Source organism: Yersinia sp. FDAARGOS_228 (assembly GCF_002073315.2).
GTDB classification, from domain to species: domain Bacteria; phylum Pseudomonadota; class Gammaproteobacteria; order Enterobacterales; family Enterobacteriaceae; genus Yersinia; species Yersinia intermedia.
On the sequence record NZ_CP020409.2, the window covers coordinates 1,210,753 to 1,224,925 of the forward strand.

The window sequence follows — 14,173 nt, forward strand, 5'->3', positions numbered from 1 at the left end:
TTATTAATACTTAATCATTTATAAAAGAGCATCATGAGCGAAATTATTTACGGTATTCACGCCGTCAAAGCCCTGCTAGACAATGATCCACAACGCTTCCTGGAAGTTTTTATTCTGAAGGGTCGTGACGATCGTCGTCTGCAACCTTTGGTCGCGGAACTGGAAGCTGCCGGTTTAGTGATTCAGGTGGCTAGCCGCCAATGGCTGGACTCCCAGGTTGAAGGCGGTGTCCATCAGGGGATCGTAGCGCGAGTGCGTGAAGGGCGTCAGTATCAGGAAAATGACTTACCTGCCCTGCTGGAAAGCGTGGATATGCCGTTCTTGCTGGTACTGGATGGTGTCACTGACCCGCACAATCTCGGGGCATGCTTGCGTAGCGCCGATGCCGCCGGTGTCCATGCGGTTATTGTGCCACGGGATCGCTCAGCGCAGCTTAATGCTATTGCCAAAAAAGTGGCCAGTGGTGCGGCGGAAAATGTGCCATTGATTAAAGTGACTAATCTGGCGCGCACCCTGCGGTTACTGCAAGAGCACAATGTCTGGATTGTCGGCACTGCCGGTGAAGCAGACCACACCTTGTATCAAAGCAAAATGACCGGCCCGATGGCGCTGGTGATGGGGGCTGAAGGTGAAGGCATGCGCCGTTTGACCCGTGAGCATTGCGATGAACTGATCAGCATTCCGATGGCGGGTACGGTTTCTTCGCTAAACGTCTCGGTTGCCACTGGGGTTTGCTTATTTGAAGTTGTGCGTCAGCGGGCATTGAAAGCGTAATATTTCTTTTGCTATTGAATTCAGAAAGCCAGCATTCACGGATGCTGGCTTTTTTATAGGGATTTTAATTAAATCATCAGTGATATATAGGGCTTTCATCCCCGTTTGTGATGAGCCTGCCAGCAAAAATTTGCGCCTGCACCATACTTAACCCTGATTGATGAATGCCGATGGTACAGTTATATCCAAAGTAACTGAAGTTGCAGGTAGGCGGCAAGTGAGAGAATCCCGATGAGCTTACGGTGTTGTAAGTGATTCGGGTGAGCAAGCGTAGCTAACACCCCTGCGGCTTCAGGTACGAAGGATAGAATACCGAAATGGAGGAAGGTATGGAGTGGCAGACTCACTTGGTTTTCAATCAGCCGGAGCCATTGTCGAACAGTAATTTATTTTTGTCTGACATGGCGTTGCGGGAAGCCGTGATGCGTGAACACGCTGGTTGGGATGGAGAGACTCTCTCTTTGATCGGGCTACAATTGGGATCATCGGAGTCTCTTGAACTTGGGCGGCTGGCAAACACCAATCCTCCTGAGTTATTGCGCTACGATGCTGCCGGGCAGCGCTTGGACCAAGTGCGATTTCATCCTGCTTGGTATGTGTTAATGCAGGAGCTGGTCAATCATCGCCTGCATAATCTGCCATGGCAGGAAGATGCACGAATCGGTTCTTTTGCTGCCCGTGCGGCGCGTTTTATCTTACATGCACAGGTAGAGTCCGGGTCGCTATGCCCAATAACCATGACCTTTGGTGCTATCCCACTACTACAGCAAACACTCCCACCACTATTTCAAAACTGGCTATCGCCACTACTTTCTGATCGCTTTGATCCCCATCAGTCCATTGGTAGCCAGAAACGGGGCTTGTTGATAGGAATGGGCATGACAGAAAAACAGGGTGGCTCCGATGTACTCAGTAATACTACCCGGGCTGAGCCGCTGGGGGGGCGGGGCAATGGTGAGGCTTATCGTCTGGTGGGGCACAAGTGGTTTTTCTCGGTACCACAAAGTGATGCACACCTGGTGTTGGCGCAGACCGATGGGGGGTTATCCTGCTTCTTTCTGCCTAAAATATTACCGGATGGCAGCTATAACGCCATTCGATTAGAACGGCTGAAAGATAAACTTGGCAACCGCTCCAATGCCAGCAGTGAAGTTGAGTTTGATAATGCAACTGCTTGGTTATTGGGGGATGAGGGCGACGGTGTGCGCCAAATTTTGAAAATGGGGGGCTATACCCGTTTTGATTGTGCACTCGGTAGCCATGGTCTGATGCGGCGTGCCTTCTCCGTCGCGCTGTATCATGCGTGGCAGCGGCAGGCCTTTGGTAAGCCACTGGTAGACCAACCTTTGATGCGGCAAGTGCTGAGCCGCATGGCATTGCGTCTGGAGGGGCATACGGCACTGCTGATGCGCTTAGCTAGTGCTTGGGAAAAGTCAGATGAGGCTCATGAGCAAATATTTAGCCGTCTACTCACCCCTGCGGCTAAATATCGTGTATGTGGGCAAGGCAGTGGGTTTGTTGCCGAAGCGATGGAGGTGCTGGGTGGGATTGGCTATTGTGAGCAGAGTGAACTGCCACGGCTCTATCGTGAAATGCCGGTAAACAGTATTTGGGAAGGTTCCGGTAATATCATGTGCCTTGATGTGCTGCGCACATTTCGCAAACTACCGGCAGCCATCGAGATGCTACAGCAAGAGTTCTATCCGGTTCGCGGGCAGAATCGATTGTTTGATCGTGCTTGGCGGCAATTACAGCAGCGGCTGAAAAACCCCAAAGAGGAACAAGGGCGGGCATTAACCCAGCAACTGTTCGATCTGTGTTGTGCTTCTCAGTTACTGCGTTTTGCCTCACCCCCTCTGGCCGATGCCTGGTGCCGCATGACGTTGGATCACCGTGATCAATATATGCTGCCGGAAGCGGTTTGCGCGCTACTGCTCAGTCGCAGCAGCGGTTTTCAATAGGGAAATCAGCACACCCCGCAGCGCCAATAAATTATTTATATAGCAGCGCATTGGCATACCAGGTGCCGGGATAAATGCTGTCGGACAACATAATAATCAAATAGTAGGGCGCGCCACTGGCATTAGCCCTACGTTGAATTTCGGCTTCTATATCCATCGGGCTACCAAATACCTGCGCTGAGACGGTGCCTACTTTTTGCAAATTAAGGCTCTGGGCGCGGGTAATTTCCTGTGCATAAGGCTGGATTGCAGGAGGGGGGGCTGGTGTCGTATGAAAAACACTACAACCCGAAAGCCCGAGCGCCAGCAGTAAAACCCCCATCACACGTTTTATCTTCATTTATTGCCTCGTTATCAACGGCGCAGTTACCGTAAAATCCCAAGATGAAGCGTAATATCTTGGAAGAAATTGATTTAAGACTTTATATCCTCATTTTGGCACACTGCCTTGTTCTTTGGGTATATTACGCTGGTTTTTCCTGTTTATGCTCCGCCTGATCAATAAAGGATTTTTTGCCATGATTGAGATATCGCTGGAAAATATTAATGGTATTGAGGTGATTCATGCTGCCCCTACGGGCAAACGCCAGCAGCCGCTACCGACCATTTTTTTCTATCATGGCTACACCTCATCAAAAGAGGTCTATTCCTACTTCGCCTATGCCTTCGCACAAGCTGGTTTCCGCACCCTATTGCCAGATGCGGATATGCACGGTGCGCGGTTTAACGGTGATGAATCACAGCGCTTATCCTATTTCTGGGAGATTCTGAAATCGAACATTGATGAGTTGCCTGCGATTAAACAACATTATCAACAAGCTGGATTGATTGACGGTGATCGCATTGGCGTAGCGGGTGCATCAATGGGCGGTATGACCACATTGGGGGCGTTTGCTCGCTATCCGTGGGTGAAAGTGGCCGCCGATTTTATGGGTTCAGGTGATTTTACCTCACTGGCTCGCACGTTGTTTCCACCATTGGCGGCGGGGCAGCCGGTCAACGCGGCTGAATTTGAACGTCGTTTAGCGCCACTGGCTGCTTATGAACTGAGCCATCAGTTAGAAAAAATTGCAGAGCGGCCATTATTGGTCTGGCATGGTGAGGCTGATGAAGTGGTGCCAGCGGCAGAAAGTACGCGATTGGTGCAGGCGTTAAGGGCAAGCGGGCGCGATAATCAGCTAACCTATATTACCGAGGCCGGTATTGGCCACAAAATTACCCCAAGTGCATTAAAGGCCGGAGTCACATTCTTCAGCAGGCACTTATAAAAAAGCCCCCAGAGGTCTGGGGGCAAGGGCATATCAAAGGGCTTTTTTTGGTTGTTGGTCGTCGTATTCACTGGTGTTGTATCTTTACTGCTGGGTCTAACGGTAAATCTCAGCATTTACCCGAATTGAGGTGTTGCTACCCGGCTCATGCATCTGAGTAATGTGGTATGCCGTTGCGCCGCGTTCATCAGCCATTTTGCTAATTTGTGCCACGGCGTCATCCGGTGAAACCACATTATGGTTAAGAGAAATCTCGCCGATACTGACACGCTGCTGCTGCATCGCTTCCTGGCGGCTGATTTCTGTGGCGGCAAACGTGTTGGCGGATAGGAGCAAACTGACTGTGGCTGCGATGATGAGAGTGTGTTTCATAGGTGACTCCAATATCTTATACCCGTCATACTTCAAGTGGCAGGCGCGTTGGCTGCCTTCGTTCACCCCAGTCACTTACTGGTGTAAGCTTCTGAGGATTTGCTCAGTTGCCGCCTTCCTGCAACTCGAATTATTTAGGGTATGTTTATATACTTTGAATAACTTTCGATTAGCGCTACCGCTTGTTTTGCGGTGGATGTAAATAATTCTAGTCGCTTTTGTTAATTTAAAAATACGTAGTAATTGATTCACTTGGTCAAAAAAAGTGAATGATATTTTCACTGAGCCAATGATTTTATTGAAAGATTTAATAGACTAATGGATCTACATCCATTGGTTATTTAATGAACAAAAAATGCCTTTTTAGCGAAGTAAGAGCCAGAACAAGAATAAATCCCCGTCAGTCCTTGAGTTTCAAACCGCCCGCAAGTATAGTTACGCGTCATTTTTCAGCCGCACACAAACACGTTCCTTGCCTCCATGGGCCGCGGTTGACCCTATCAGGAGGCTGAATAATCCGTAAGGAGCAATAATCGATGCGTCATTACGAAATCGTTTTTATGGTCCATCCTGACCAAAGCGAACAGGTTCCGGGCATGATCGAGCGCTATAGTGCAACTATCACTAATGCTGCTGGTACGATCCACCGTCTGGAAGACTGGGGCCGCCGTCAACTGGCTTACCCGATCAATAAACTGCACAAAGCTCACTACGTTCTGCTGAACGTTGAAGCCCCGCAGGAAGCGATCGATGAGCTGGAAACAAACTTCCGCTTCAACGACGCCGTTATCCGTAGCATGGTTATGCGCGTTAAACACGCGGTAACTGAAGCATCACCAATGGTTAAAGCGAAAGACGAACGCCGTGAGCGTCACGACTTCGCGTCAGAAGCCAATGATGATTCTGAAGCTGGGGATTCTGAAGAGTAATTGCTGTGGTGACCACTAATCGTCTGGTACTTTCTGGCACAGTGTGCAAGACGCCAGTGCGAAAAGTAAGTCCTTCTGGGATTCCGCATTGTCAATTTGTGCTTGAGCACCGATCAACACAGCAGGAAGCCGGATTTAGCCGACAAACATGGTGCAGAATGCCGGTTATTGTCAGCGGACAAAAGTCACAAGCATTAACTCACAGTATAACGGTCGGCAGTCAGTTAACCGTTGAAGGCTTCATTAGCTGCCATCAAGGTCGCAATGGGCTGAACAAATTGGTTCTGCATGCCGAGCAGATTGAATTTATAGATTCTGGAGACTAGCCAAATGGCACGTTATTTCCGTCGTCGCAAGTTCTGCCGTTTTACCGCGGAAGGCGTTGTAGAGATTGATTATAAAGATATCGCTACGCTGAAAAACTATATCACTGAAAGTGGTAAAATTGTCCCGAGCCGTATTACCGGTACTCGCGCAAAATACCAGCGTCAGCTCGCCCGTTGTATCAAGCGCGCACGCTACCTGTCTTTGTTGCCGTACACTGATCGTCATCAGTAATCGGCCACTGTCCATTAACGACTTTGAGAGGATAAGGTAATGCAAGTTATTCTGCTTGATAAAGTAGCAAACCTGGGCAGCCTGGGTGACCAAGTGAACGTTAAAGCGGGCTATGCTCGTAACTTCCTGGTTCCACAAGGTAAAGCTGTTCCGGCAACTAAGAAAAACGTAGAGTTCTTTGAAGCACGCCGTGCAGAATTGGAAGCCAAATTGGCTGGCGTTCTGGCTGCTGCTGAAGCTCGCGCAACCAAAATTAACGAACTGGGCAGCGTCACCATCGCTTCTAAATCTGGCGATGAAGGCAAACTGTTCGGCTCTATCGGTACTCGTGATATCGCTGACGCAGTAACTGCGGCTGGCGTTGAAGTTACCAAGAGCGAAGTTCGTTTGCCGAATGGCGTTCTGCGTACCACAGGTGATCATGAAGTTCACTTCCAGGTACACAGCGACGTGTTCGCTAAACTGAACGTGATCGTGGTTGCAGAAGCGTAAGTTACGCTGCTGTTAACCTGCTAAAACGCCAGCCTCGTGCTGGCGTTTTGCTATTTGGTGATTGATGAAAATAGTCATCTGCATGTTGGCTCAATACGAAAAACTTAACCCGGCGCTAAAATATCAAACTTGCACTCTTCGGCGGCAACACCTGAACATTGGTAAATTTCCAGAAAAGGATTTTGTTGGTATACCCAGAGTGGTTGCCCACTGATCGATACTGACCAAGTCTTATTACCGTAGAACATATCTATCTGCCTACCTTGCGCCTGCAAGTTATAGGTACACTTCTGAAACTCACCTTGTCCCACGATGTTGTTTTTATCACTATCAATGATGATCAGCGCTTCACTAAAATTTTTAACTGAACTGTTGGGTGGAAGGGTACCTTGTAACATGCCAATCCATTCTTCATTACCAGCCGCAGGTGCACTATAAACTGCACCAGTCTGTTTAATCGTATCCACTGGTGGGCAATGCAACTGAGCTAAGGTATTAAACGATGTGAATAGCATTAAGAAAGGTAATTTGTATTTCATATCATAGTCACTCCCTCTATTTCTACCCGCTATCTTTCAGGCTACCGGTGTGTTGGCGACAGTCATGACTCTTGGGGAAGCTCATCGGGTTCTATGCGCTTGTCGCTTGGCTGCATCTTGAAATCTGTTGGGTATACGAATGTGGTTAGCAATGGTGGATGGCGTCAACCATCCAGAAAACAACCTAATTCGGGAGAGACAACGTGACAATATCAAAGAAGGTAAGGGGTAGGTCAAAAGTGGTTATCGATGGCAGCGATTAACGGTCACGGCGGTAACTGCCATCGCTCTGTCGGGTAAACAGCACTTCTGTATTATTGGTGGTTTCAATGGCCAGCGCGGCGACTACGCCTTGTGCATCCAACATGATTTTGACTTCTTGCCCAGCTTTCAGGTTACTCAATGGTTTATCGTTACCTTCAACCTGTGCCATCGCAAAAACTTCATTGACCGGCAGATTATTATCACGGAATAACTGTGCCAGCGTTTTCCCTGATTGAATTTGATAACTTTGCCAATTTCCCTGCGCCAAAGCAGGTGGTTCGGGAGCCGCCACCGTTGGAGGTGGCGGAGCATCAAGATTACCCTGTAATTGGGCTTGTAGCGGCACGCTGGTGGACGGCGCGCTCACTGGGAAGGAAAGGTTGGTGTTATCCCGCGATGCGGGCCACAGCAGTGCCAGCAGCAATACAGCGGTGGCGACAATAACCCAGCGGCGATGGAACAGAGGCAAAGGTTCCATCCATTCGAAACTGTCCGGCAAATGCCAGATTTTCAGCAGCAGACCTTTGATCCCTTTTTCTGCTGTGGCGCTTGCCACGGATTCAGGTGGCACATTACCGTTTGCAGAAACGCTATCTTCAGTAGTAATAATGTCCTCCGCAGAGGCTGTATGCTCGGGCGCACTGATTTCAGGCATCAGGTTTTGTTCATCGGTAGCTTTAGGATCCGGCATGATCTTCTGCCTAATCGTCAGCCAGGTATGCAGCAGTGGCTGATAAACCCGATTATTCTTTCTTCTCCTGGGCGCGATTCTGCCCATGGTGACCTCTCTTCAACAACGTAAAACAACATAAAATTAAATATGGGCGGTAACCCCATAGGCTTCTAAGTATATACCCTTATCCCCGTTACCTTTCAAACTACGGGTTTGTTGGCCGCTTTTAATTACCCGAATCACTGACTTGAGCCATTTAACGCGATCCACGCACAGGGCGTCATTGTTTCTTTTTCTTCGACAAAAGTCATCATTCACGATGCAAGATTTTACCGCGCTCCCCTGCTGCTGTTATGCTGGCAGCTTCAATATGATGAGTGACTAAAGGAAAATCCATGACAACCCCTTCTTTTGATAGCGTTGAAGCGCAAGCGAGCTACGGAATTGGTTTACAAATCGGGCAGCAATTGCAAGAGTCCGGGCTGGAAGGTTTATTGCCAGAAGCACTGTTGGCAGGTTTGCGTGACGCGATGGAAGGGAATGCACCGACCGTCCCGGTTGATGTGATACATCGCGCACTACAAGAAGTGCACGAAAAGGCTGATAAAGTGCGTGTTGAGCGCCAGCAAGCTCTGGTAGAAGAAGGCAAAACCTTCTTAGAAGAAAATGCCAAGCGTGATGATGTGACCACCACTGAGTCTGGCTTACAGTTCTCCGTGTTGCAGGCAGGTGATGGCCCGATCCCATCCCGCCAGGACCGTGTTCGTGTGCACTATACAGGCCGTCTGGTTGACGGTACGGTATTTGATAGCTCAGTTGAACGTGGCCAGCCAGCAGAATTCCCGGTTAGTGGTGTTATTCCTGGCTGGATTGAAGCCTTATCCATGATGCCAGTAGGTTCTAAGTGGAAGTTATACATCCCGCACGGCCTGGCTTATGGTGAGCGTGGCGCGGGTGCAACTATTCCACCATTCAGCGCATTGATGTTTGAAGTGGAACTGCTGGAAATTCTGTAATTCCTGTATGCGGTGAAACCAGAAAGGGCGGCGTAATGTCGCCCTTTTGCATTTATTGATGCCGGTCATGACCAATGGCGAGATTATTCGCCTTTTAGGGCACGCGGAAACAGCAAATTGTTTTCCAGATGAATATGTTCCATTAGATCAGTTATGAATTCATTGATACCGGTGTAGAGTGCCCGCCAGGTATTGCAGGCCCCTTCTGGTGGGGTGACATTTTGTGTTAACTGTTTTACCACTTCTAGCTGCTGCCCGACCGCATCGTGTTCTGCTTCCATCACAAATATTGGCCCACTAGCCTGAGACCCCATACCACGGGTTATCATTGGGAACAGAATTTGCTCCTCTTTGTACATATGCTGGGTTAGTTCTTCTAAAATTGCAGTAAGTTCAACCGCCAGTCCACGCGGACAGGCCGGTTTCTCGCCGTGTACCCGTTCAACTTTTTCAGCCATCAGAATTAATTCCGGTAACTGCTCACGATGGCGGTTGTGGTAGCGGCTGATAATAAAATCGATGATATTAGCCAGCGGCTGCTGTTGCCAATCTTCAGATGACTGAGGTTCGGATTGCAAGGCATTCAGTTGTGCTTCCAGCTCATCGATATCCAGGTTCAGCTTATTGGCTGCCCGTAGCAGAGTCTGTTTACCACCACAGCAGAAATCGAGCTGGTGATGACGGAATAATTTTGTGGCTCGTGGGATAGCGATAGCCAGAGCACCGAGAGACTGATTGCGGTAATCCATAATGACACCTCATTGAGTAGTTAAATATCTATAACATGCATAATAAATACATGTTATAGATTGCGATATAACCACAAAGAGGTACTTGTGAAAAGTAACAGCGCGTTGAAGCGCTGTTATCCGAGATTATTTGTTCTGTAAGTCGATTTGATAAACGGCAAAGCCAATTTCATCAGTACCTTGTGCTTTCATCGGGTACTGTGCTTTTTGCTTGATAAATTCAGCGGCTTTGGCACTGGGTGACGTTTCAAAGCGGATATTCAGTGGTTGTTTACTGTCGATCGTTGCCAGACGCCAATTATTATCAGCCTGTGGGGTAACTTGCCCGTGTTTCTTGGTTTCAGCACTGATGTAAGCCGACAGTACCGCCCGGTTTTCATCAGGAGACGCAAATGCAATATGCTTATCACCCGTACCGGCAAATTTACCGCTATAAGCCCGATAATTGTTGGTCGCAATCAGGAATGTGGCTTTCGGATCGATAGGTTTACCATTAAATGTCAGGTTTTTAATCCGTTCGGTTTTATCGTTGATCAGTGCGCATTCGCCGTCATAGCGCGCAGGTTGACTGACATCGATTTCATATTTCACGCCATCGATAACATCAAAATTATAAGTGCGGAAGCCATCCCAGTTAATCAACGACTGTGGCTTACTGTTGGTCACATCAATTTGATTAAATTGTGCGGCAGAGCACTCTAACCATTGCTTAACTTCCGCCCCACTGGCTTTCACCACCACCAGAGTGTTCGGATACAGATAGAGATCGGCGGCATTACGGAAGGTCAGTTCACCTTTTTCCACTTCAACAAAACTGGCGGGATCATTTTTACGCCCACCGGCTTTGAAGGGGGCGGCGGCAGAGAGCACCGGCAGATTGGCTAAATCGGGGTCGCCTTGAATAAAGTGTTCGGTATAGGCGCGTTGAGCATTGTTCACAATCTGCACTGTCGGGTCATCTTGGATGAGTGCCAGATAGCTGTACATATTGTCCGATGCTTTGCCGATCGGCTGACTGACGAAATCACGAGTACCCTGATGGTCTGCTGCGAGCACTTTCACCAGACTGGCATCTTCGATTGCCAGCGATTTTTGTGCTGTTTTATCGTAGATCGGGCGCGCTTCAGCTTTGGCTTCAGTAACTTGCCATGGGCCTTTATCATTATTCAGGACGAAATCAACCACCCCCAGGTGATCACCCCACTGGCCCGGCATCACTGCTGCAATACCATTTAAGGTGCCTTGAGCGATATCAGCACCTTTGATGGCGGCAAAATCTTTACTTGGGAAAACGGCATGGGCGTGACCGAACATGATGGCATCGATCCCCGGAACCTGGCTGAGATAATAAACTGAGTTTTCCGCCATGGTTTTATAAGGGTCACTGGAAAGCCCGGAGTGCGGGATAGCCACCACCAAATCAGCACCTTGCTTGCGCATTTCAGGTACCCATTTTTTGGCTGTTTCGGTGATGTCGTTAACGGTCACTTTCCCGCTCAGGTTCGCTTTATCCCATATCATCACTTGTGGCGGGACAAAACCAATATAACCAATGCGCAAGTTATGGGTTTTACCTTCACGATCTTGCACTGGTGTGTCAACAATCAGGTAAGGCTGGAACAGCGGCTTACCGGTTTTCACATCAATCACGTTGGCATTCACATAGGGGAATTTTGCGCCAGCCAGCGATTTCTTCAGATAGTCCAGACCATAGTTAAACTCATGGTTACCGATATTCCCCACGGCATAATCCAGCGTATTCATTGCTTTGTAGACCGGGTGAATTTCTCCGGCTTTCAATCCTTTGGCTGCCATATAGTCACCAAGCGGACTGCCTTGAATCAGGTCACCGTTATCCACCAGTACACTGTTAGTCGCTTGTTGGCGGGCTGCGCTAATCAGGCTTGCGGTGCGCACCAGACCAAACTTTTCAGTAGGTTTATCTTTGTAGTAATCAAAATCCATCATATTGCTGTGCAGGTCGGTGGTTTCCAATACCCGCAAATCAATGGTGGCAGCAGTTGCTACAGACATTGAGGTCGCGACAGCAATCAGGCTGGCAAGAAGAGATAACGTCAGCGGACGCGTGATCATGGCTTTCTCCATTAAAATCTATTCGACATGTATCGCAAAAGAATATGTAACTTTAATTAATTGCTACAACAAAGTGTGAAGTTTGGCAGAAAAGACCACGGGATAACGCGCATAAGTTCACAGTTGCGACAGGTTAATCCCACTGATTTTATTGGCAGTTACCTACAGTGATGGCTATTTGCCAGGAATCTTATTAGTCTGCAACCCTGATGATTGAAAGCATCTACCCGCTATCTTGCAACTTGCAGGCCTGCGGGTTGCGCTTGCTGTCTTCATCTTGAAATCTATTAGACATAGATAATTAATTTTTACGTTTGCGTTCTAAACTGTATATATGGCGAACGAGTAACAAGAGCCTCTATCGGTCTAAACAATCACTATTAATTTAAACAACCACTATCAGTATCCGGCACGACTCATAATACCAAGGGGTGGATGATGTTAGAGCAAATTTGCCAGTTGGCCCGCGACGCAGGCGTGGCGATTATGGCGGTCTATCAGGGTGAGAAGCCCCTTGATGTGACCCATAAGAAAGATGATTCGCCAGTGACAGCGGCTGACCTTGCCGCTCACCAGATTATCAAAGCCGGATTGGCGGCACTGACTCCCGATATCCCACTGTTGTCTGAAGAAGATCCTCCGGTTTGGGCGGTGCGCCAACATTGGCAGCGTTACTGGCTGGTTGATCCGCTGGATGGCACTAAAGAGTTTTTGAACCGCAATGGTGAGTTTACCGTTAATATTGCGTTGATTGACCAAGGCGTTCCTGTGCTTGGCGTGGTATACACGCCGGTGACGGAAGTGATGTACAGCGCTGAGAACGGCCAGGCGTGGAAAGAGGAGTGTGGCAGGCGGATGCAGATTCAAGTACGTGCTGCACTGCCGCCGTTAGTGGTCGTCAGCCGTTCCCACAGCGATGCTGAACTGGAAGACTATTTATCACAGTTAGGTGAGCATCAGACCGTATCAGTTGGTTCGTCACTCAAGTTTTGTCTGGTGGCGGAAGGGAAGGCACAACTGTATCCGCGCTTTGGGCCGACCAATGTATGGGATACCGCCGCTGGGCATGCGGTAGCCATAGCAGCCGGAGCATTGGTTAACGACTGGCAGGGTAAACCACTCTCTTATACCCCTCGTGAATCTTTCCTGAACCCCGGTTTTAGAGTGTCGTTATTCTAACGGCATAGCCAAAGAGCTTGTCGTTACCGGTAGGTGGCACGCACCTGAATCAGGTGTGTGCCACGCAACAAATTCCAGTCGCTTCAAGTCTGAGGCGCGATTACTGTTTCACCAATTGGTGCAATTGATCAATCACCTGCTGCACTTCCTGCGGTGTCAATGCGCCATCTTTGGCAAATTTCACATTCCCTTGTGAGTCTAACACCACAATTGCAGAGCCTTTCTCCGCCAAACCCCAGGCTTTTTTGACATTCCCGTCGCTATCGACCACAAACTGTGACCAGGGAAAGTCGCGCTTATTACTTTCAATACTGTTACGTACAAACACTGCTGTACCGATGATGGCGTCATCAGTATTGACGATTGTCGTCGTTTGGTAATGTTCGTGTGGCAGATTAGCGTGCTTAATGGCTTCCACTAAGGGGGCGTTCAGCTCTTTTGCCGAGGTGCGGCCAGCAATATGTTGGATCACACGCACTTTGCCGGGCAGTTGCGAGCTATTCCAGTTTTTGTAGCTAAACTGATCAGTAGTTTTATCATAATTTAATTCGCCTTTATCGCTGACACCCACCGGCGGTACACGCTGGTTGATTTGCAGGGAGTGAGCGCAGGCCATTAGCGGTGTGAGCAGTAGTGACAGTATAAGCAGGCTATTTTTTATCATGGTATGTCCTTGTAGGATCTTATGGGTAATATCGGGCACTAAGCCCCGCATGCAGGGTTGCCCGTAATTTTTCAAATTGCAGGTTTGTTAGCTCTTTCCTGCATCTTGAAACCTTTTGGGCATCAGTTTTCCAATAATAGGTGCAGATCAGAGGTCTGTCCTGTTTCGCTAAAGTATTTATTTCCTATACTTACTAGATGGTTATTCTGCTATTAAGTCTCATTATCTCTGTATGACTCTGTAATTTTATGTAAATCCAGCAGTAATGACTGGTTTTGGCGGAACTTAACGCCATACTCTAGGTCTATTACTCTGCAATTATATTACGTTACCTGTGATCTTGGTCGTTAAGGCGCAAGAGGGGGCGTATTGATGTCATGGGAGGGAAGTAAAACAATGAGGATCTTCCAACGTTACAATCCGGCTAAAGTGGCGATGTATGTCAAAACGCTTTTCCGGGGGAGGTTGTATATCAAGGATATGGGGGCTTTTGAGTTTGACAAGGGTAAGATTTTAATCCCGAAAGTTAGGGATAAACGCCACTTTGAGGTGATGTCAGAGGTTAATCGTCAGGTGATGCGTTTGCAGGCTGATACCCTTCTTACATAATTGCTTTGGGTATGACATTAGTCTGAACAGAA

At 48.4% G+C, this 14,173-nt stretch carries 17 protein-coding genes; 10 read left to right on the forward strand and 7 right to left on the reverse strand.

Annotated elements, in window-relative coordinates; all coding sequences use genetic code 11:
* Positions 1 to 33: 33 nt before the first annotated feature.
* Both rlmB and A6J67_RS05520 read left to right on the forward strand, forming a co-directional pair.
* Positions 34 to 774, forward strand: a complete 741-nt coding sequence (gene rlmB, locus A6J67_RS05510; RefSeq protein WP_005193288.1) for a 23S rRNA (guanosine(2251)-2'-O)-methyltransferase RlmB — start codon at positions 34 to 36, stop codon at positions 772 to 774.
* A gap of 317 nt (positions 775 to 1,091) precedes the next feature.
* On the forward strand, positions 1,092 to 2,735 hold the full coding sequence (locus A6J67_RS05520) for an isovaleryl-CoA dehydrogenase (protein WP_050088976.1): 1,644 nt from the start codon (positions 1,092 to 1,094) through the stop codon (positions 2,733 to 2,735).
* 31 nt (positions 2,736 to 2,766) lie between these two features.
* On the opposite strand, the gene bsmA is transcribed toward A6J67_RS05520, so the two are convergent.
* Positions 2,767 to 3,075: a biofilm peroxide resistance protein BsmA gene (gene bsmA, locus A6J67_RS05525; RefSeq protein ID WP_005193286.1), complete on the reverse strand. Its 309-nt coding sequence runs from the start codon at positions 3,073 to 3,075 to the stop codon at positions 2,767 to 2,769.
* 178 nt (positions 3,076 to 3,253) lie between these two features.
* Here bsmA and yjfP point away from each other — a divergent pair, with 178 nt between their 5' ends.
* Entirely contained in the window at positions 3,254 to 4,003 is a 750-nt protein-coding gene (gene yjfP, locus A6J67_RS05530; protein WP_032908030.1) for an esterase, read from the forward strand.
* Between the two features lie 96 nt (positions 4,004 to 4,099).
* Here yjfP and A6J67_RS05535 read toward each other — a convergent pair whose 3' ends face one another.
* Positions 4,100 to 4,375, reverse strand: coding sequence for a DUF1471 domain-containing protein (locus A6J67_RS05535; RefSeq protein ID WP_005193284.1), 276 nt, complete (start codon positions 4,373 to 4,375; stop codon positions 4,100 to 4,102).
* A 536-nt stretch (positions 4,376 to 4,911) separates the two neighbouring features.
* Between A6J67_RS05535 and rpsF the strand changes: the two genes are divergently transcribed.
* From rpsF to rplI, 4 genes are read left to right on the forward strand one after another with little or no spacing between them, the layout of a single operon-like run.
* Complete coding sequence (gene rpsF / locus A6J67_RS05550; RefSeq protein ID WP_002210153.1) at positions 4,912 to 5,304, forward strand: 30S ribosomal protein S6; 393 nt, start codon at positions 4,912 to 4,914, stop codon at positions 5,302 to 5,304.
* A 5-nt stretch (positions 5,305 to 5,309) separates the two neighbouring features.
* Positions 5,310 to 5,630, forward strand: a complete 321-nt coding sequence (priB, locus tag A6J67_RS05555; RefSeq protein ID WP_049613473.1) for a primosomal replication protein N — start codon at positions 5,310 to 5,312, stop codon at positions 5,628 to 5,630.
* Between the two features lie 4 nt (positions 5,631 to 5,634).
* Positions 5,635 to 5,862, forward strand: coding sequence for a 30S ribosomal protein S18 (gene rpsR / locus A6J67_RS05560; RefSeq protein WP_002210155.1), 228 nt, complete (start codon positions 5,635 to 5,637; stop codon positions 5,860 to 5,862).
* A gap of 39 nt (positions 5,863 to 5,901) precedes the next feature.
* The gene (rplI, locus tag A6J67_RS05565) at positions 5,902 to 6,354 is read left to right on the forward strand and encodes a 50S ribosomal protein L9 (RefSeq protein ID WP_005186343.1); all 453 of its coding nucleotides are present in this window, start codon (positions 5,902 to 5,904) and stop codon (positions 6,352 to 6,354) included.
* Between the two features lie 104 nt (positions 6,355 to 6,458).
* Here the strand turns inward: rplI and A6J67_RS05570 are convergent, their stop codons facing one another.
* The gene (locus A6J67_RS05570; RefSeq protein WP_042568689.1) at positions 6,459 to 6,893 is read right to left on the reverse strand and encodes a DUF3757 domain-containing protein; all 435 of its coding nucleotides are present in this window, start codon (positions 6,891 to 6,893) and stop codon (positions 6,459 to 6,461) included.
* A gap of 259 nt (positions 6,894 to 7,152) precedes the next feature.
* A complete protein-coding gene (locus A6J67_RS05575) occupies positions 7,153 to 7,935 on the reverse strand; it encodes a LysM-like peptidoglycan-binding domain-containing protein (protein ID WP_080608067.1) in 783 nt (260 codons plus the stop codon).
* A 290-nt stretch (positions 7,936 to 8,225) separates the two neighbouring features.
* Between A6J67_RS05575 and A6J67_RS05580 the strand changes: the two genes are divergently transcribed.
* Positions 8,226 to 8,846, forward strand: a complete 621-nt coding sequence (locus A6J67_RS05580; RefSeq protein ID WP_032906628.1) for a peptidylprolyl isomerase — start codon at positions 8,226 to 8,228, stop codon at positions 8,844 to 8,846.
* An 83-nt stretch (positions 8,847 to 8,929) separates the two neighbouring features.
* Here the strand turns inward: A6J67_RS05580 and ytfE are convergent, their stop codons facing one another.
* Both ytfE and A6J67_RS05590 read right to left on the reverse strand, forming a co-directional pair.
* Positions 8,930 to 9,595, reverse strand: a complete 666-nt coding sequence (ytfE, locus tag A6J67_RS05585; protein WP_005186359.1) for an iron-sulfur cluster repair protein YtfE — start codon at positions 9,593 to 9,595, stop codon at positions 8,930 to 8,932.
* A 126-nt stretch (positions 9,596 to 9,721) separates the two neighbouring features.
* Positions 9,722 to 11,701: a bifunctional 2',3'-cyclic-nucleotide 2'-phosphodiesterase/3'-nucleotidase gene (locus A6J67_RS05590; protein ID WP_050297151.1), complete on the reverse strand. Its 1,980-nt coding sequence runs from the start codon at positions 11,699 to 11,701 to the stop codon at positions 9,722 to 9,724.
* Between the two features lie 426 nt (positions 11,702 to 12,127).
* Between A6J67_RS05590 and cysQ the strand changes: the two genes are divergently transcribed.
* Positions 12,128 to 12,868 (forward strand): 3'(2'),5'-bisphosphate nucleotidase CysQ, encoded by a 741-nt coding sequence (gene cysQ / locus A6J67_RS05595; protein WP_032906630.1) that lies wholly within the window; start codon positions 12,128 to 12,130, stop codon positions 12,866 to 12,868.
* A 100-nt stretch (positions 12,869 to 12,968) separates the two neighbouring features.
* On the opposite strand, the gene A6J67_RS05600 is transcribed toward cysQ, so the two are convergent.
* A complete protein-coding gene (locus A6J67_RS05600) occupies positions 12,969 to 13,532 on the reverse strand; it encodes a YtfJ family protein (protein WP_050297153.1) in 564 nt (187 codons plus the stop codon).
* Positions 13,533 to 13,928: 396 nt separating this feature from the next.
* Here A6J67_RS05600 and A6J67_RS05605 point away from each other — a divergent pair, with 396 nt between their 5' ends.
* A complete protein-coding gene (locus tag A6J67_RS05605) occupies positions 13,929 to 14,141 on the forward strand; it encodes a DUF1107 domain-containing protein (RefSeq protein WP_032906682.1) in 213 nt (70 codons plus the stop codon).
* Positions 14,142 to 14,173 lie beyond the last annotated feature (32 nt).